Below are 18,814 nucleotides of genomic sequence, written 5' to 3'. Positions count from 1 at the left end.
GCCTCCTCCATCTCCAGCTATGCCGTGAAGGCCATGGACTGGGCGGTAAACGCCGGTCTGCTGTCCGGCAAGGGGAACAACACCCTGGCGCCTACCGCCGGGGCCACCCGTGCCGAGGTAGCACAGATCTTTATGAACTTCTGTACGGAACTGGCGGAATGATCCTTATGGAATAAGACAATAGCGCGGCCGCCCTTCTTACAGGGCGGCCGCGCTGTCGTAAAATCAGCAGACAAAAAGGCGGCGCGACAAACAGTCACGCCGCCTATTGCGATTCATGGAAACTATGGGTTCAGGCTTTCCAAAGGCCATGGAGGTTGCAGTACTCATAAGCGGCCACCAGCTGATCGCCGTCAGCCAGCACAAAGGAGGCCTGCGGCTTCTCACCAGGTTGGAGATATTTGATTTGGCTGCCGTGTTTGGTCTCGATGGCGATGAACTGAATAAAATGCTCGGGCAGCATGGGATGCTCCACAGAGCCTACCTTGACCTGAACAGTGCTGCCCTGAACTTCCACAACAGGTACGTGCTTCTCGGCGGCGCCGTCAGTGGTGCCTGGAACCAGCTCGGTCATCTTCTGGCCACAGCACATGACAGGTACGCCGGCGGAATGAACAAAGGTGATGATATTGCCGCAGTGCTCACAGCGATAAAATTTCATAATAATAACTCCTCTCATTATTTGCTTATAATTTTATTATAGTATGCCCAGAAGAGAAAGTCAAGAAAAGAGATTGGAATACTCCAAAATAATCCAATTATTTTGGGGAAGAATTGTTCCTCAAAATATGAGAATTTTCCCTTGCAAAGTACAGACGATTATGCTATCATATATAAGCTATCAAGTTGCAGGTGTAGTTCAATGGCAGAATGTCAGCTTCCCAAGCTGAACACGAGGGTTCGATTCCCTTCACCTGCTCCAAGTTAAAAGCTACATTTTAGCCTTATTGACGAGGCTGAAATGTAGCTTTTCTTTTTGTAAAAACCTCCATATTATACTGCTCATGTGCATTATGAGTAGGAAACATGGAGGTTTTGTTATACCCAAAAATGTTATTGAGATTCCACAGCGCCAAAAATCAGGACCAATTTGGACACAGCAGCTTCGAGTAGCGGCCCACTGTCGTACCAGCACCAGCCATGAGGAACAGCAGAACAGTTTGAACAATCAAATCGAATTCTACATGGACTACATCCAAAGGAATCCCTATTGGCAGTTTGTCGCAGTTTACTATGATACCGCATCAGGTCTGCGACCAAATAAACGACCTGGGTACCAACAGATGATGCGGGATTGTAGGAAGAAGAAAATTGACCTCATCCTTCTAAAGTCTCTCAGTCGATTCGGGCGAGATACATTGGAAACCATCGAACAAATTAGGAGGCTTAGGACGATGAATATTGGTGTCTACATCGAAACAGGAGGATTGAATACCATGACAGTAAGCGACAGTATTATTGACCAGTATGCCGCTCTGGATCAGGCGGAAAGCCAGTCCCGTAGTGAGAACATCAAGTTCGGCATCCGTCACCGTATGAGGAGCGGCAAAACGCTTCTCAATCACACCCAGTTCCTTGGCTATACCAAAGGCCCTGACAGTGTGCTTCAAATCGTTCCCGAGGAGGCCGAGGTCGTCCGAAAGATTTTTGAGTTGTACATCCAAGGCAATGGGGTACGGAAGATCAAAAAATATCTGGAGAGCCATGGCATTAAGACAGTCACTGGAAAGACAGAGTGGAGTACCTCCACCATTGACAGAATGCTGAGTAATGAGAAGTATATTGGACAGGTGTTGATGCAGAAAAGCTTCACACCGGATTATCTGACTGGAAAGAAAGAAAAGAACAGTGGGCAGCTTGCCATGTACTTGGTGGAAAATGCTCATGAGCCCATCATTGACCGAGAAACTTTTGATAGGGTGCAGGAGAGGAAAGGGCATATCAAACACACAGTACAAATGGAGTGGATGTTGTGATATAAGATCTGCCCTCTATATCGTAGGACAGAATCAAGGAAGTCCTTTGTGAGAAGGTAGGACTGAGTACATTCGACGGAGATGAGATCAAAGACAAGGTTGATGTCATTTTGGTCCAGTCTGATGGAAGTTTACAGATTGAACTGCAATGTGTGGAATATTTCGAGATGCTCCCGAATTAAGTCTATCCTTGCAGCATACTGTCTGGTATAATATCCCTATAAGCACTTATGCGTGGGGAGGGGATTATGATGCCAACAACGATTGACAGCATGACGGGGATAAATATAAAATCTCCATTTTTTGACACGATTACCTTACTTGATTTGTTCCCTACTCATCAAGCACCGAAAAAGAACCGAGTCGCACTGGTGTATGGAGCTAACGGGAGTGGTAAGAGTACGATTGCGCAGGGATTTAGAGAATACGCAATGTCAACAACACCCAAAACAGTAGATTTAATTCCTGTAGTTGGAACAGATATCATTAAAATGTCGCCAGGATTGAAAGCCGAGAAATTCTTTGTTTTTGACGAAACATATGTTTCTCGAAATATAAAAGTACAGGAAAGCGGTTTGGGGACAATTGTTCTATTTGGCAAACAAGTTGAACTTGAAAAGCAGTTGGAGGAACTGGAGAAACAGATTGTTCAAGCTCAAACTGACATCGATTCCAAAAGTGAGTCTATCCAACAGTATAATTCAGCAACTAATGTGGTGGCTCCAGAATACTGGAAAAATTTAATTATTAAAAAATTACAGGCCGCTGGCGGGTGGGCTGAAATGAGTGGCCTCCGTATAAAAAAGAACCACATTAAGACACGTGTAACAGAGATAGAAGTAGATAGACTTGGTAAGTTAAGACCTCGTATGGATGAGGCAACAACGCGTGCAAAACTTGATGAATTGTTGGTTGTCTTTGATAGTACTGATGCCTCTGCATTACCTATTAGTTCACAGATTCAAACTATCGGGTCTCCAGAAAAGATAGTAGAAGCTGCAAAAATACTTTTAGCAAAAGTGCCACAAAAACCCACATTGACTTTGCGTGAACAGGAGTTGCTTCAGTCGATGGGCATTGATGTGCTTTCAACTGCAAGGGGGTTCTTATCGGTAAGATCGCACAAGATTTGCCCAACCTGTTTACAGCCAATATCTGAGGAACATCGGGTAGCATCGTTACAGCAAATTGAGAATATTTTGAACCGCGAAGTAGAGGAATACCGCAACGAGCTAAAAAAGTTAATATTGTCCGAAATCCAAGCAGATTTTTATCAGGACTATAGTGTCTTGGATTTGGAACTCTTTGGGAAATTAATCTTACAAATATCCTCTGTTAATAGTGCAATTGGAAATCACAATAAAGTTGTCCAAGCAAAAATTTCCAATCCCCTTTCTCTGGCACAGTATGATACCTTCACAGATTTAATAACCGCATATAAACAGCTGAATGATATTTTAGTGAAGTTAGAAGATAAAAGATCGTCCTATAATCAAATTATTACAAATAGGCAGACTACAGAGAAAGAACTTTTGAAATTGAATGATGAGATTGCCCATTATACAATTGACTCTGAATATCAGTCGTTGATGTCACGGAGAACAGCAAAGGAAACCACAGAGAAAGAGTTGGCCAAGGCACTTCAAGCTAAAAATGGTCTTTTAGATGAGCGTCAACTTTTGGATGCACAACGAAAGAACCTTCAAATCGCTGTTGAGCAGATTAACGAATCACTTTCTTATATCTTCTATAGTGATACCAGACTCCAATTATATCTTGGAAGCGACCAAATGTACCATTTGAAAGTAAATGGGAAAGATGTTTCTCCGAATAAGATATCATGTGGGGAACGAAATGCTTTGGCCTTAAGCTATTTCTTTACCGAAATTGCAAAAGGAACAGAATTTCAAAAGCTATACGATGATGAAATGTTCTTGGTTATTGATGATCCTGTTTCAAGTTTTGATGTTGAAAATCGAGTAGGAATTTTGTCATTTTTAAGATATAAGCTAAATCAGGTTCTTACATCATGTGCAACAACAAAAATCCTAATGATGACGCATGATGTGAGTGTGATGTTTGATTTGCAGAAAGCCCTGGCTGAAATTTCTTCGAATTGTGCTGGAATCGGGAAGCACTCTGAGTACTGCTCGTTCCAACTTCTAAATAAGGCAGTAACCCTGTTTAGGGCAGAGTCTCATAATGAATATACGCGGCTAATGCGTTGTGTATATGAATATGGTTGTAATCCTGATTTTGCGGCGGAACTAACTATTGGTAACACAACAAGACGAGTCTTGGAAGCGTTTGCAACATTCACATTTAAAGAGGGTGTCGAGAAAGTTAGCCTGAATCCACGGGTTCTCGCGCTAATTCCTGATCAGAATAAAAGAGCATATTTTCAGAATTCCATGTATCGCTTAGTCTTGAATACTGAAAGCCATACTAAGGAAAATGTACAAGGAGCACCAGAGATGAGTTTCTTCAGTCATCTTACCACAACAGAGAAACAACGCACTGCCAGAGATGTCTTGTGTTTTATGTATTGTGTTAACCCTGCACATGTACTGTCTCATTTACCAGATGCCCGGAAAGAATTGGATGATTGGATGACAAATGTGAAATAGAGCGGAACCTTTAACAAAATATCGATTTTAACCGTCCTTTGCAAAAGAAAATGCGACTTGTTTCGACAAGTCGCATTTTCTTTTGGGTTTCGCTCCCGTTGGTCGCTCCACCCTTCGGTGATTGAAATGCTCGGGCGAAGTGAATTCGCCCTGCGTCAAGGTTTTGCCTGTGGCAAAACGCTTGTACGGCGCAAAGGCGCCGCCGACCAGAAGGCCGGTTGGATGCTTCTCAAGAAAAATTGCAAACGACCTGAGAGGATTTGGATTGTTACCCCTTGCCAAAAAGCCGCAACAATTTGGATATAGTGGGCTGTAAGCTTACTGTTCCAAGGTGTTGCGGCTTTTTATTTGTAAAATTTCTGAAGGTAAAAAAGATGCCAGACAAGAATTTTTCAAACTGGATGGATTTGAACTACGGTTTTCGGAGAATTGAAAACTCAGATGGCAATCAGTGCCCTCTTCAAATCAAAAAGGGCGCTGGTCAGCAGAAAAAATGAATACGAAAAATGGAGCCCCGGTTTGTTGGTATCAGAGAATCAACAGACCGGTTTTTTCGATTTCTTGCGCAAATAAAAAAGACCTGCTAAGCCAAGGAGGGAAGGAATCACATGAACAACGCACAATACTCCTATTTTACGGAGATTGAAATCGCTCTCCAGAAAGTCGGCTACACGGTACAGCCCGAGGAGAAGGGCTCCTGCCAATTGAATGGAATGACCGCCGACTGTGCCAACTCACCGAGGGCGGCGGCATCCGCTGATACTACAGACCCTGCAGCAGAAGTGGCTCGAGGCCAGGTTACAGATATTGCCGGTGTGGTCAGGGAGTACATGACACTCATCGAGCAGGCCCCAGACCTGAAAGCAAATGGACTGGGCGAGAACTATAAGCTTCTGGCGGAGTTTAACGGCGCTGTGCTTGCCGGTCACTCCAGCAGATACGGAGTTGAGTTTGTCACATGGGAGTGGAACTGCGGTCAAACCGGGCTGTTCGTTGGCACAGAACATTATGGAGGCCCCGGCGATTTCGAACTGCGGGGCGGCGTTATAGAGTCTGTCAATCCGTCCGAACGGACCTGCTCAGTGCGCGGTGAGTTCTTCACCATGTGCGATGTACCGCTCCACGATGTACTGGGCCGGTACGATGAGACCGCGGAGGGGGAACACTATGGCTTCCCACATGTGCGGCCCCTGTTCGGGGAAAAACGTGACCTAGCTGGCCAATATCGGCGGGAGACCGAGGAGAGCTGGAACGCACAACAGACGGAGACGCAGGCGTCAGATTGCCGTCGTCCGGGATTTGCTGGAGGATATGTCCTCCTATCTGCCTTGGGCGGCGGGTAGCAACGAGCTGGATGATGTGCTGGACCGGGCGGAGCGTATACTCCCCACGTGACACCGGCGATTGCGCCGATCCGGTTCACCAGCATCCTTCTGGGCTGGGAAACGGGCCCCAGCGAAAGCTGCTGTACCTCCGGTGCGGTGACAACCCCGGAGCAGGTCATGGATACCAAACTGTACAGGGTCTCTCACAGAGTTACCTGGAGGTGGCGGACTGGCCGGCGGTCTGTGTGCTCTATCACAGAAGCGGCCGGGATATGCCCTTCGGAGTGGAAAACGCCATTGAATTCGATCTGGAGATCATGAACCGCGCTGGTGACCGCTTTCTAGACCTGCCTGGGATTCGCTGGAGGATTGGCCCTTATGAGTTTTACTGTGAGCCGGGTCTGGATCAAAACACTCCCCAAGCGATAGAGGAAGCTAAGATGCCTGGTCCACACAGGGCTATGTTAAGAGGAGGTACCAGAAATGCAGGAGACCGAGATTATCCTCTCCTTTGACGGAGAGATTGGATGCGCTGAATCGTCAGCTAAAGGATGAGACCGTGTAGGATAAGCTCGGGGACTATCTGGACCTGCTCATCAATGAGTTGGTCCCTGAGCGGGAGTACAGCTACGTCAGCCGGAAGCTCTGGCAGGGGAATCAGCAGGCCCTGCAGGAACTGGAGGCCGCAAAGCGGTTCGCCGTTTTCCACATCCGGGAGTCTGGATAGGACCCTGTCTTCAGATGGAACGGACTCTAGAGTTCCTAGATGCCGTCCGGCTCCTACGCTCCTACCTGCGGGGAGAGTGCGGGGCCTCCTCTTTTGAACAGATGCTATACCAGGCGGAGGATATCTCCGAGGTGGACAGCCTCCTGAATTTTTACCTGGAGACGTCCTTCGACGTGGATGCGGTTTTCGGGACTCAGGTCTGCACTACAAAGAACGGCGACTGTCTGAATGTCTACGCCAACTACGATATGGCATCCGGTCAGGTCTGCGATTAGAGATCGCACTCCACCGGCGGACGGCAGTGGAACGGTCCTCTCCTATCACCTCAACGCGGCTGAAAAGGAAGTCCTGCAACGGAAGATAGAGGACTACTGTCAGGAGTAGACGGGCATGGGCCTTGCGGAATACAGCGCCCAGGTCATGGCAGAGGATCTGTAGCCGCCCACCGGGCCGACCATGTGACCTGGGTGTCTACGTCAAAGCGAGGGCGCATTTCTCGTTGGATTTTTTGAATGGCTTTTCCCGCGGGGATGTGGCATTGTGTGGTCAGTTGCAAAGAGCGGTAAACTTATAAAATGGAGGAAAAGGAACTACTGGAGACTGCTGAGAGCTGAGTCCAACTGGCACAGATGATCCACTGCGGGGTGGTTGCGCCATTCCCTCTCCGTGACCGCGCCCGATCCCCCCCCCATGACTGATAATCAGGATACCAATATCATCAGAGGCGGGTAATGCATATGACGATACAGTAAGCTCCGCAGACCACAGACGGGAAGCTGAAAAGCTGTTCCTTCCAGAAAAATATTTACTGGCCAGTCTACAAAAGCTCTAGAGGAATACATCCAGGGGGAGAAAGACCATGTGTCCTACATGGACTGTCTGTGGAGAAAACTGTACGGTGCCATCACCTGCAACCAGTAGGACAACGCCATCACGATGAAGAGGGTTTCAGCCACACCTACAAAATAATATTATTATAAAACAGGCGGGGGACAAATTTTTGTCCCCTGCCTGTTACTATATCAATATCTCACAAATCCGGATACCTTTAACTGTTTCGCCTAATTTTTTTGATTCTGAGCATACTCCAGGTTTTCCTATTATGACTGTAGGATACAATAAACTAGCTAAATATCTTTTGAGAACAGTACCCTTTATCCTTATAGAGGGAAGGCACCAGTAGCTACCGCGCCAATACAGAATGCTACAAATAGCCCAAGCCCCCAGCGGACCACTATTTTCTGTACACTAATCATGTCCTGACCAGTAAGATTAAGGGCTACATAGAAGGATCCAACCAATGGGCTACACATATGGATAGCTTGCCCCATGATAGAGGCGATGGCTATATTCACACTGGTGAAGCCATAGGCATAGCCAGCCTCTGATAGAATGGGTAGCACGCCATAATAGAAGGAATCCACCGACAAAAACCAGTCGCCAGGCAGAGAGATAAGAGCTAGCAATGCCGGGAAGTGATTTCCTAGTGCCTCGGGAATTAACTCAGAGAGGTGATGAGCAATGGCATCAGAGATACCGGTTCCGCTCATAATACCCACCAGTACAGCTGCACTGGCCATCATTGCCAAGGTAGTAACGTACTCGTGCCCCTTTGTCTTGACTAATTTCATCTGCATACCTGAATCATGCCAGTTGACTACCAGAGTAATGCCACAGCCAATGGCAAAGGTAACATTGGCGCTGAGCAGACCAGCGACTAGCAATACCATCAGAGCAAGAGTAAGAATTAGGTTGAAAGCCCACAGTTTGGGACGGCGCTGTGAAAGCTCATCTTCGCTGAGTTGGCGGCGGAATTCATAGCTTCCTTGGCTGCCAGAAACGTCAATGATACCCAAACGCTTGCGTTCCTTGATACCAAAATAAGCAGCCAACGCAAGCACATAGAGAGCTCCACAAATCATACTGGGTAGCAGTGAACGGAACATAACATCGGAGGTTAGCCCGCAAGTGACCATGGCACGAACCGTAGGACCACCCCAGGGCATCATATCCATAATGCAAGCAGAAAGAATCATTAGGCAGCAGAGATACAACTTTTTGATTTTTAGCAAATCATAGATGGGGACTAAAGCAGTAGCACAGATGATATATGTGGTGCTGCCATCTCCATCCAAGGCTACCAACATAGCCATTGCGGCGGTGCCTACTAGGACCCGGAGCGGGTCACCGTGAACGACCTTGACAATTTTATCTACGATAGGATTAAATAGGCCTGCGGCAAACATAAGACCGAAGTATGTAATAGCAAAAAGTACAGTGGTAAAGGTACCGACGATACCGGCAATCCCGTCACTGATATAGGAGCCCAAGACAAATGGATTTTCGCCGTTATAGATACAAGCGATGATACCAAAGACCAGGGGAATCAAAATCAGTGCGGAAAAGGCGCTCATTTTCTTGGTAATGATTATGACCATCAGGGAAAAAATCATCAAGTAGCCAATTAGAGCTAGTCCTGACATAAAGACCCTCCTAACGTTTTTATATGCTTCCAGAGTAACGAGCAGAGATCTGAATTCAACCTGTGGTACAACGCGCCGATGTTATCTGGAGATTTACCCGTGATATACATCGTCGATGATCTCTACACCCTTCTTCTCCAGGGTGTCCGCTACCCATTGGCGATTTGCTTTGCCGGTACGAGCAGCATCTACTTTCCCTGCGTCAGCAACGGCAAATGGGATAGCGGTTTCCAAAATTTTGTCGGCATCTTTCCGAGGAATAATGATGACACCGTCAGCATCCCCTAAAACAATGTCTCCAGGATTAACCGCAATGTTACCTACGGAAATTGGAACATTGATCTCTCCTGGCCCCTCCTTATAGGGACCGCCTGGGGTGGAGCCGGTAGCGTAGAGGAACATATGCTCCATCTTGGACAGTTCGTCCACGTCACGGATTGGACCATCCAAGACGATACCCCGAATTTTACGGGTATGCTCTGCGTATACAGCCATAATCTCTCCCATTAGAGACTGAGATCTGTCCCCTTCATTGGAAACAACGACTACATCATTCTCCCCGGCTAAGTCCAGAGCCCGGTGAATGAACAAGTTATCTCCAGGGCGGGCCTTTACTGTCAGAGCGGCACCTACCATAATGGAGTCCTTGGGGCGGTTAATCAGGTGAATCTCACTGCACAGTGCGCAGGAACGTCCCATAGTGTCTGCCACATTAGCGGCTGGCAGGTTGCGAAATTGCTCCATTATTTTAGGATCTGGCAGATTACGTTGCAGAAAAATACGGTTACCGACGCTCATAATTGTTCTCCTTTCTGATAAGAGGCTGCCAGGTCAAACCCGGACTAGCCTAATTAGATTGTTTTGATTAGGGCCCCATTTATTAGTGGACAGATAGAGGTTTCCTGCTGAGTCGCCGGTAATACCGTGGATGCGGAAGAATTGGCCGGCACCAGCAGTCTGTCCGACTACCTCCAGTCGTTCCAGATCAATAAGAGTAAGACCCCCGTCCAATTCTCCTACATAGAGGAATTTAGCATCAGCCCAAATCCCGCCGGCCCGTGACATTCCGCCTTTAGTGACAGCCAGTAAATCTCCAGTGCGGGTAAATAGTTGGACTCGGCAATTCTCACGGTCGGCTACCCATACCCTGTCAAAGCGGTCTATGAGTATCGCGTGGACGATACGAAAGGCGCCAGGCTCAGTACCGGGGGATCCCCAGGAATCTAAATAATTCCCATTGGAATCAAAGCGGTGGACAGCACAGTTCCCATAGCCGTCTGCAGCGTAATACATACCATCATCTGAGAGAAGCATAGCACAAGGACGGCAGAAGGGGCCACCTCGCTTTTGGATACTGTCCAGACGGGCCATAGCTTTTGGATCGGTGCACCAAGGATGCTGCGTGGGCTGACGATTTTCTGCCTCCATGGTAATGAAATAGTCGAACTCATAGCCGCTGTTTCCCGGAACACCAGGGGTCCCGAAGGTACGCACAAGTTGGCCTTGGGGCGTAATTTCCCTAATGAAGTGGGAGTTCTTGCCTGCGTCAGCTACAATCAGGGTATCCTTAGCAGTACAAAAGACACTATGCGCTTTTTGGAATAGCCCCTGACCTATAGCCCTGACAAACTGCCCTTTTCCATCCATCACTACAATAGGTGCCTCGCTGCGGTCGGTGGCAGCATAAAGAAAACCATCGTCTCCCCAGCAAGTGTTCATGACATGGATCCCCATAAATTCATCAGGCCATTTAGCCCACTCTACATCTACCTGAAAGGACATGGATCCTAGCTGGAACAGTTCTGAGAAAGAATGTGGCCTGTCAAAAGAACAGACGATCTCCTTCATATAATTGCTCCTTTTCTGTCAATATTGTTCCCTTTTGGTTTCCTGGCCAGGAATTATTAGGGCCGTGTACTGAACAAAGTAATTCGGTGTTTTGTTCAATAACACTTGGCTTTGACATTGCAATTTTATAACATATTTTACAAAAAGAAAATCATGAATTTTATGAATGAAATAACAAGAAAAATCTTGTTATTTAAGATAAAAGCACATATAATAAAAAGTTGGAAGGAGATGAGGCATAAAATGAACCTCATGAACCTAAAATATTTCGTCGCCGTGGTAGAGTCAGGGAGTATCACACAGGCGGCTCAAAATCTGTTTACTTCTCCGCAAGCAGTCAGTGAACAGATTCGTCGTTTGGAAGGCGCCTATGATGTCAAATTATTCCAGCGCACGCCAAAACTGCAGTTAACTTATGCGGGTGAGCGTTTCCATCGTTTTGCCAGAGAAGTAATTCAAGGTGAGCGGGAGCTGGCAGTAGAGTTGGATGAGATTTGTATGCACAGGCGAGGCAAACTTACGATAGGCTTTACTGTTTTTTTACAACGAGCTATCCTACCTGAACTTCTTCCTCGGTTTCATCAGGAGAACCCGTATATTGAATTAGACATTCGCACGGGACAGTCTAAGGGGTTGCTGTCCGACCTATTAGCTGGACACTTAGATTTGACAATATGCAACTTCAGCAGTGGGCTACCCCCAGGGATACGTGCTGCTCAGAATTTTGATAATCGTTTCTGCCTTGTCATCCCCCGTGAGATTCTAGCCCGCAGAGGGATGGCATATGACCCAGAAAAACTCACTAGGACGGACCTGCGTGCATTATTAAGCGAGGAGCCATTGCTGATGAATATTGTCGGGACCCAAAGCCGGAATCTGACCGATCTATACTTAGACCATCTGGGAGTGAATGCGGCGCCTCTAATCCAACTCAATGAGATGAACAGCCTGCTTCACCTGTGTGCCAAAGGGATGGGGATAGCCTTTACTTTTGAAGTGACTGGTAGGATATGTTTAGCTGTAAAAAATCTGTACGACCAGGTGGTACTGGTCCCCCTGCGAGATTTTGATAAACAAAGTCAGGTATATGTAGCCTATAGTGCTGATCGCCACCTACCCTGGACGGCCAGGAAATTTTTAGAATTGTTGTCGCTATGTAATTTGGAGTGGACCATGTGATTAGATTTGATTTTATAGAATGAAAGAATACAAAAGATTCTTTCACTTTTTAGTTCCCAAATAGTCAAAACCACAATTTTATAAACGTTAAGACCTCGCCACTAAGTGGCGGGATCTTAATTTAACTACATTTGACGATTACGAGCAGGGAGCAAAATACCTGTATTAACTGTAGAGCCTAAGGAGGCGCAACACTCGCCCCTCAGACGGCAAGAGAAGGACCCGTAGAGACGATCCAAAACGATTGGAGCAGGGGGCGGCTGAACACAGCCACCCTCTGCTCTGGAAACTGTCAATCATAAGCGAAACCACAGCAAAAAGTTCGGTGGGTTTGCTGAATAGCTTTTCCAACCGCAAAGGAGCATCGTGTTTGACAGTAGCACACACTACCAAACACTGAATCAAAAAGGAAGGAAAACATGAATACGAAAACGATCGTCCCCGTCCATGTGTGTGATATCATCGCCCACGCAACCATCTCGCTCCTCTCAGTCCTCGATGAAGATGCGGTCACACCACCCAATGGATGCGCAACGGCCTCGCACTGTACGCCGCCGCCCGTCAGCTGGAGGAGACCGCACGCCATCTGAACTGGATTGATAACGCAGTCCGGCGTATCAGGCAGACCGCCGCTGGACGGAAGTTCGCCAGCAGATCGGGGAAGAACATCTCGTCCACACTGCTGGACTCCCCATGCAGGCCGAAGCGGTGCGGGAACTTCTCCACACCACTGCGCAGATGGAGTCTGTGGAGTATGGCGTTCCCATTCTGTGTTCTTCTCTACTTCCTCTACAGTTTCTTCTCGTTTCATATCATGCTGTACGGCGGATACACCTAATCGCAAATTGTCCCTATAATCCCCTGCTTTTAACCGCTTTTCAAAAGTCGTATTAGCAAGAAATTAGCAGGAAGGAGGATTTGCTGCCCGGCATAACGGCATCAAAACGGCCCATCCGGCGACATATCAGGAGGTAAAATCATGGAACAAAAAGAGAAAGAATTGCAGCCCCAGACCCGCGCCTATACGGTGGAAGAGATTGCAACGGTCCTCCATATCGGGCGGTCATCTACCTATACCCTGGTCAAGAAAGGGTACTTCAAAAGCGTACGCATCGGCACAGCCATCCGGATCTCCAGAAAGTCCTTCGACGAGTGGCTGGATAGTTTAGAGCTTTAAGATAAGTTTTTAGGAATTGCACCGTGTCCTATTCCTACAGGGTCAAAAGGGAAAAGAAAGATGAAACGACTTTTTAGACTTTTGGGGCCTGGATTAGCATATCACGAAGGAATGCGCGCAAAAGAATTAATAGATGCATTAGATTTTGATTTAATTATTAAAAACGCCCCCTTGGATTTTCAAAAATAGAGAAAGCTTGTTTCTTCGAAATGGAGTAACTGTAAGCAGAAATAATTGCAACTGATATAAAAATGAGATACACTTTTCATACTCAAAAAGTTTAACCTGTTTTTCTACAGCACCTTTTTTCTAAGTCAATATAAAATGAGTTTCACTAAAAGTAGTGTTGTGCATTAAAAGCAAATCATACTCTAATGATAGAACCGTTGCAGAGTTTGTCCTGCGACGGTTTGCTTTTCTCAACTATTTACATTGGAGATCAAAGTGATTGTCATAAGTCAGTTCTTCAAGACTCTGCTAACTAAATTCAGAAACCGATAATTTTCTATAACATATAGTCTATATAAGAATCTCTGTGGACAATATGAACATTTTGATAAAGGGTGATACTGTACAATAGTGTAGATAAATAAAAGAACAAAAGTGACTTATGTAGCGAGGTCATAAATTGTTCGAAGGCGTTAGGAGAGCCGCACTGCTCTGCTGGAGCTGACCAGGACCATCACAGATTTGTGCGGCATGGAGGACGCCCTGACGGTCAACGGAGACGAGACCGTCCACAGGATGGGGCAGGTATGGAAGCTCTTCTGGGAGCCGGTATCGGCGGAACACGCAGAGCGCCGGCAGACTCTGCTGGAGGAAGCGGTCATCCAGACGGATGAGTTGAGCGGATTCCTGGACCCGGAGGCAGAGGGGGAGGACGACAAGTAGCTCCTGACCTGGGAGGAACTGCGCTCTGAGCCGAAGGCTGTGGTCGGAGCACTGGAGATATTGGAGCAGGGTGCGGTCCCACGCTGATCTCCCACCCAGGGAGGCTGGAGCGAAAAAGCTCCGGACTTTCTCGTTTGTACGCAGGGCCGGAATACCCGCCCGCGTAGCCTGTGCCGCCCCATGTGCCGCTTTAGCGTGCGGAGCAGCCCCTGCCCTATATGTGGGGCAGGTCCCAGTGTTGCGACCGTATGCTGCAAGGGCCCGCCACACCCAGAGGCACAAATATGCGAATGAACCGAGGAGTCGAAAAGTGTGCGGGATAAAGCTGTGCTATCACGGCCCCACACACCGTCCCGCAACGCAGGCCAGGGATGCAGTTTTGAAAGGATTTCAACCGCTTTTCCGCATCTTTTTGGAGGACCAATGCTGTCACTTTTTGGATGGTGTCATCAAATCTGCTATTTGCTGGTCGGGAAATGCCGCAGTTCCAGCGGATCCACGGTTTCAAATGTGTTAAGGCGATGTAAAAGATAAAAAAACTCCCTTTGCTATAATAGAAGTGCGGTCTGCCAACTGCACAAAAGATAGCAAAAGGAGGACATCCAGATGGGACTGAATGACATCAATAGTTTATCCCACACCCGGTGGAATTGCAAATATCATATTGTATTTGCGCCAAAGTACCGTAGGAAGGTATTTTACTAAGAAAAGAAAGTAGCAATAGGAAAAATACTGTGGCAGTTATGTGAGTGGAAAGGGGTAAAGATCATAGAAGCGGAAGCGTGCCCAAACCACATTCATCCGTTCATAGAGATACCACCGAAAATGTCGGTATCGCATTTTATGGGGTATCTGAAAGGGAAGAGCAGTACAATGCTGTATGAGCAATTCGGCGAGTTGAAATACAAGTACCGGAACCAAGAATTTTGGTGCAGAGGGCACTATGTGGATACAGTAGGGAAAAACGAGAGCCGAATTGCAGAGTACGTGAGGAATCAGCTAAAAGAGGACGAGATGGGAGAGCAACTGAGAATCCCATCTGGCAGCCCGTTTACGGGCGGCAAGTAACAGTCCTCACGTAGCTGGCAGACCGTATTACGCGTTGTACGCGTCCGCGAGGAACAGAGGGCTATGCCCGCATAGTGACAACCACCAGCAAAGCTGGTGGTTGTGTTCATTTTTTGAAAACAGATGGGTGGGAGTGAACGCCGATACCCCATGTCATATTCAAGTGCCCCTTCCTCAAGGGCGGCTCGGAGGGCGCCGCCTCCCATCTACACAACTACGTCCGCTGCATGGCGACCCGATAGGGCGCCCAGCGTGTGGCGCCGGGGCATGAACGGCTTCCCGCCATGGCGAAGCAGCGGAGATGGTGGTGTAGCTCTTGCGAGAGTTCCCGCTGAGCCGCAGGCTGTTCGAGTACGAGGACTATCAGACAGTTCCCCGCGTAGCAACGCTTCTGAGTTCATCACCCACATGCTGGAGGACAAATACGACCAGATTGCTAAGCGGGATAACTACGTCAGCTATATCGCTAGACGCCTTGAGCATCTGGCCGGGAAGCTGAAGAACCTCTCAGGCAAAAAGCAGTTACGGCTACCTAAAAGCGCTGCTGAAGTCTGTCGTAGACGAGATTGTGAAGGAGCTAGCAAAGAACGGGCGTGTGGCGCGGGCATATGAACTGTGGTATGCGCTCCGGGAAAAATGCTTAGCACCTATAAGAAGGATCTCCCTCCTGACAATTGAACCGTTCGAATCCTGGAGCCCTGCAAAATTGAATATTTTCTGTATAAGCCCCCGTAGCTCAGTTGGATAGAGCGGTCGCCTCCTAACAATCGAACCGTTCGAATCCCGGAGCCTTGTATAATTGAATAATTTCTGTATATGCCCCCGTACCTCACCAGGATAGAGGGTCCGCCTCCTAAGCGGAATGTAGTGAGTTCGAGTCTCGCCGGGGGTGCCAAAAATGACCGCTGTAAGCCGTTTTTTGATGGTTTACAGCGGCTTTTTGTTATCGTTTCTTTTGAACGGCCTTGCCGCTCCGCCGGAACGATTTTATACATTTTCCGCTGTATCCCTGCTAATTGGCTTCGAACATTTTTTCCGGGTTTGCTAATAAAAATCGCGGATTTGCTAACACGATTTTTCCGAACTATTTTCCGGATGGGGCCGACGCCAGCAATGCGGCCAGTGTGTTGGCCAGTTCCGGCGACTTGCGGAGCTGTTCCACCAGAGCCTCCAGGTCCAGCGACACACTCTCCGGCTCCTTTGGCCCCCTGGTCTTTGCCGGAGGGCGCACCGTCCGCAGGTCGGGATTGGCGCTGGCGTAGAAGGCGTCTTCGAACTTCTGGGCGTTCACCTTGCGGTCCTCGTCCAGAATGTGGGCATAGACCTGGGTGATCATGTCAACCTGGGCGTGGCCCGTGTCGCCCTGGGTGGCCTTCAGGTCACCGTGGTTCAGTTTCAGCTTGTAGGTGGTGCTGGAATGGCGCAGGGAGTGAAAGACCACCTTGGGCAGCCCCGCGCTTTCCCGCAGCTTCTGGAACTCACCCGCAATGATGCGTTCCTCGCAGGGGCGGCCGTTGGGCATCGCCACCACCAGATCGTAGTCTTGGTACTCGTCCCCCAGCAACTCTTTCAACTCGTTCTGGGATTCCCTCCACTCGCGGAGAATATAGGCCACCGTCTTGGGCAGCCAGACCTTCCGGATACTGGAGTTGGTCTTGGGCTTTTTCAGGATGACCCTGGTGCTGGTGTTGGCGAACAGGGGCGGGAAGATGTGGTAGATGTCCCGCTTGCCAATCATCTCAATGGCCCGCTTAGAGGCCCGCACCAGTTCCTTGTCAATGTAGACATAGGCGTCGTCCGTGGCGATGTCCTCGTCCTCGATGTGGACATTGCTCCAGGTGAGTCCCAGAATCTCGCCGATCCGCATGGAGCAGGCAAAGGCCAGATTCATGGCGATGTAAAGCTTGCTCTCCGTGCAACTGTCCAATGCCTTGCGGATGATCTCGGCGGTCCAGATGTCCCGCTTTTTGTACTCCGTCTTGGGCAGCACCACATTGTCGAAGGGGTTCTTGGGCACCAGCTCCCACCGAACCGCCTGCTTGAAAGCGCAGCGGAGCAGTTTGATGATCTTCTCGATATTCTGGTTACTCATGTACTCCGACTTGGGGCGGTGGGTCTTGGTGGCCACCGGCGGCGTTTTCTGCAGGGTCTGGATGTATTTGTCCACTACACGGGGCGTGATGTCCTGCACCTTCAGGTCCCCGATGATGGGATTGATGTAGTTGGCGATCAGGGAGTTTTGACTGTCGTACATGGACACGCCCCATCGCTTTTCGCCGTAGAGGGAGACGAAGTCCAGCAGAAACTCCGAGATGCTTTGATTGCTGGGCGGGAGAAAAGACCGGGTGGTTTTCTGATTCTCTACCTCCGCCTTGCGCTTCAATGCGTCCTGATAGCTGGAGCGAGTCTCCCACTTCTGCTTGGTCTCGCCGTTCTCGTCCACATAGGTGTAGACGATGGAATAGTTTTTCTTTCTTTTGATGATGGATGCCATAACGAACCTTCCTTTCTTGTGTCACAGGTCAAGTGACTCCAGACAGTGGTCGAACGACCGCTTGGAAATCCGTATGGCGTTGCCAATTCGTACGCTTTTGAAAAGGTCCTCCCGCACAAGGCTATATGCCCGTGCTTGGCTGACACCTAAAATCACGGCAATGTCATTGACCGTATAGGTGCGGCACTCCAAAGGCCTTTTCTCCGTACCGTTCTGAATCTCTGACACAGCAGTCTCCTTTCCAGTCAGAAACGGCACGCAAAAGGGTGTTCATTCATAACTTCCACCCTCATTGTACCGCGCCGTTTCGGGTTTGTCTGCTGCTAATGGAAAGTTTACGAACTATCCGTAAACAGAAAAGCAGAAGATTTATCTGAAAATAAAAGAGGCAAAAAACGGATGGCTGCTGGCAGTACCTAAAGGTATTTCCTTCGGTCACAGCTCCACGGGAATCTCACCCCGGCCCATGCTGATGGGTGCGCCGCGCAATGCTTTGAGGGCGTTCAACGCGGGAGTCTCATTATCCTGTCTGTGCATCCTCGCCCACAGGCTGCCACACCTGTTTCGCGGCCTGGTTTTGTCGCTCACCTGTTTGGTAGGGGTCCCGTCCTGCGGACTTGCAACAGGGTCATGGCGCACCGGCCGACCGGCTCCACACAGACAGATCGTATCCGTCTGCCTTATGCTGCCCGGAGGCTTTCTTTGTCAAGGTGGGGTCCGTCCCCGGCATCAGCAAAGGAGGAAAGGGTAAGCCATTTGCTTTCTGCTAGGGCCGAAAGGATCAGGCGCGCATCACGGCCCGGATCAGGCGGATTTCCAGACAGCGCTTCATGTGGGTATCCACACACACATGAGGGGTTCCGTCTTTGTCATAGAGAGTGCGGGTACACAGGCGGCTCATATAGTCGTCGTAGTACCGCAGCACTTGCTCCATGGCCTCGCTGTCACCACCGGAGGCCGCATGGATCACCCAAACGGGCGGCAGGTCCTTTCCCTTGTGGATGGGCTCTGTCATCTCC

General features: G+C 48.6%; 18 protein-coding genes, 2 tRNA genes and 1 pseudogene. 14 read left to right on the top strand and 7 right to left on the bottom strand.

Annotation, left to right across the window (positions count from 1 at the left end):
- Positions 1-9 precede the first annotated feature (9 nt).
- The gene (locus H8S11_RS14325; RefSeq protein ID WP_366461183.1) at positions 10-162 is read left to right on the top strand and encodes an S-layer homology domain-containing protein; all 153 of its coding nucleotides are present in this window, start codon (positions 10-12) and stop codon (positions 160-162) included.
- Positions 163-292: 130 nt separating this feature from the next.
- On the opposite strand, the gene H8S11_RS13145 is transcribed toward H8S11_RS14325, so the two are convergent.
- On the bottom strand, positions 293-667 hold the full coding sequence (locus H8S11_RS13145) for a desulfoferrodoxin family protein (protein ID WP_366461182.1): 375 nt from the start codon (positions 665-667) through the stop codon (positions 293-295).
- Positions 668-848: 181 nt separating this feature from the next.
- Here H8S11_RS13145 and H8S11_RS13140 point away from each other — a divergent pair.
- The 7 genes from H8S11_RS13140 to H8S11_RS13115 all read left to right on the top strand — a co-directional run bounded on the left by H8S11_RS13140 (position 849) and on the right by H8S11_RS13115 (position 6,930).
- A tRNA-Gly gene (locus H8S11_RS13140) sits at positions 849-922 on the top strand.
- A gap of 238 nt (positions 923-1,160) precedes the next feature.
- Complete coding sequence (locus H8S11_RS13135; protein WP_243201065.1) at positions 1,161-1,976, top strand: recombinase family protein; 816 nt, start codon at positions 1,161-1,163, stop codon at positions 1,974-1,976.
- Between the two features lie 248 nt (positions 1,977-2,224).
- On the top strand, positions 2,225-4,603 hold the full coding sequence (locus H8S11_RS13130) for an AAA family ATPase (protein WP_186853439.1): 2,379 nt from the start codon (positions 2,225-2,227) through the stop codon (positions 4,601-4,603).
- A gap of 608 nt (positions 4,604-5,211) precedes the next feature.
- Positions 5,212-5,946, top strand: coding sequence for a hypothetical protein (locus tag H8S11_RS14020; protein ID WP_243201063.1), 735 nt, complete (start codon positions 5,212-5,214; stop codon positions 5,944-5,946).
- 11 nt (positions 5,947-5,957) lie between these two features.
- Positions 5,958-6,443 carry a hypothetical protein gene (locus H8S11_RS13120; protein WP_186853438.1) on the top strand — a complete coding sequence of 162 codons (486 nt, stop codon included), beginning with the start codon at positions 5,958-5,960 and terminating at the stop codon, positions 6,441-6,443.
- Positions 6,444-6,532: 89 nt separating this feature from the next.
- Positions 6,533-6,655, top strand: a complete 123-nt coding sequence (locus H8S11_RS14120; RefSeq protein WP_279287593.1) for a hypothetical protein — start codon at positions 6,533-6,535, stop codon at positions 6,653-6,655.
- A gap of 14 nt (positions 6,656-6,669) precedes the next feature.
- The gene (locus H8S11_RS13115) at positions 6,670-6,930 is read left to right on the top strand and encodes a hypothetical protein (RefSeq protein WP_186853437.1); all 261 of its coding nucleotides are present in this window, start codon (positions 6,670-6,672) and stop codon (positions 6,928-6,930) included.
- 885 nt (positions 6,931-7,815) lie between these two features.
- On the opposite strand, the gene H8S11_RS13110 is transcribed toward H8S11_RS13115, so the two are convergent.
- The 3 genes from H8S11_RS13110 to H8S11_RS13100 all read right to left on the bottom strand — a co-directional run bounded on the left by H8S11_RS13110 (position 7,816) and on the right by H8S11_RS13100 (position 10,986).
- A complete protein-coding gene (locus H8S11_RS13110) occupies positions 7,816-9,138 on the bottom strand; it encodes a CitMHS family transporter (RefSeq protein ID WP_186853436.1) in 1,323 nt (440 codons plus the stop codon).
- A gap of 93 nt (positions 9,139-9,231) precedes the next feature.
- Positions 9,232-9,936 (bottom strand): RraA family protein, encoded by a 705-nt coding sequence (locus H8S11_RS13105; protein WP_186853435.1) that lies wholly within the window; start codon positions 9,934-9,936, stop codon positions 9,232-9,234.
- A 33-nt stretch (positions 9,937-9,969) separates the two neighbouring features.
- On the bottom strand, positions 9,970-10,986 hold the full coding sequence (locus tag H8S11_RS13100) for an NHL repeat-containing protein (protein WP_186853434.1): 1,017 nt from the start codon (positions 10,984-10,986) through the stop codon (positions 9,970-9,972).
- 153 nt (positions 10,987-11,139) lie between these two features.
- On the opposite strand from H8S11_RS13100, the gene H8S11_RS13095 reads away from it, so the two are divergent.
- The 6 genes and pseudogenes from H8S11_RS13095 (at position 11,140) to H8S11_RS13075 (ending at position 16,196) form a co-directional block, all read left to right on the top strand.
- Positions 11,140-12,165, top strand: coding sequence for a LysR family transcriptional regulator (locus tag H8S11_RS13095; RefSeq protein ID WP_186853433.1), 1,026 nt, complete (start codon positions 11,140-11,142; stop codon positions 12,163-12,165).
- Between the two features lie 979 nt (positions 12,166-13,144).
- A complete protein-coding gene (locus H8S11_RS13090; protein WP_186853432.1) occupies positions 13,145-13,342 on the top strand; it encodes a helix-turn-helix domain-containing protein in 198 nt (65 codons plus the stop codon).
- A gap of 60 nt (positions 13,343-13,402) precedes the next feature.
- Complete coding sequence (locus tag H8S11_RS14115) at positions 13,403-13,531, top strand: hypothetical protein (protein WP_279287592.1); 129 nt, start codon at positions 13,403-13,405, stop codon at positions 13,529-13,531.
- Positions 13,532-14,032: 501 nt separating this feature from the next.
- A complete protein-coding gene (locus H8S11_RS14015; RefSeq protein ID WP_243201062.1) occupies positions 14,033-14,233 on the top strand; it encodes a hypothetical protein in 201 nt (66 codons plus the stop codon).
- Positions 14,234-14,839: 606 nt separating this feature from the next.
- A pseudogene (tnpA, locus tag H8S11_RS13080) lies at positions 14,840-15,301 on the top strand (IS200/IS605 family transposase).
- A gap of 818 nt (positions 15,302-16,119) precedes the next feature.
- Positions 16,120-16,196 (top strand) — tRNA-Arg (locus H8S11_RS13075).
- A 189-nt stretch (positions 16,197-16,385) separates the two neighbouring features.
- Here H8S11_RS13075 and H8S11_RS13070 read toward each other — a convergent pair.
- The 3 genes from H8S11_RS13070 to H8S11_RS13060 form a co-directional block, all read right to left on the bottom strand.
- Entirely contained in the window at positions 16,386-17,795 is a 1,410-nt protein-coding gene (locus tag H8S11_RS13070; RefSeq protein WP_186853431.1) for a site-specific integrase, read from the bottom strand.
- A gap of 21 nt (positions 17,796-17,816) precedes the next feature.
- Positions 17,817-18,023 (bottom strand): helix-turn-helix domain-containing protein, encoded by a 207-nt coding sequence (locus H8S11_RS13065; RefSeq protein ID WP_186853430.1) that lies wholly within the window; start codon positions 18,021-18,023, stop codon positions 17,817-17,819.
- Positions 18,024-18,576: 553 nt separating this feature from the next.
- Positions 18,577-18,810 carry a helix-turn-helix domain-containing protein gene (locus H8S11_RS13060; protein ID WP_050617427.1) on the bottom strand — a complete coding sequence of 78 codons (234 nt, stop codon included), beginning with the start codon at positions 18,808-18,810 and terminating at the stop codon, positions 18,577-18,579.
- Between the last annotated feature and the right edge of the window lie 4 nt (positions 18,811-18,814).

Origin of the sequence: Flintibacter hominis (genome assembly GCF_014287965.1) — a bacterium.
In the GTDB taxonomy this organism is placed as follows: Bacteria; Bacillota; Clostridia; order Oscillospirales; family Oscillospiraceae; genus Lawsonibacter; species Lawsonibacter aceti.
Note: the sequence above shows the minus strand (reverse complement) of the source record. Positions and strands in the feature narration are given on the sequence as shown.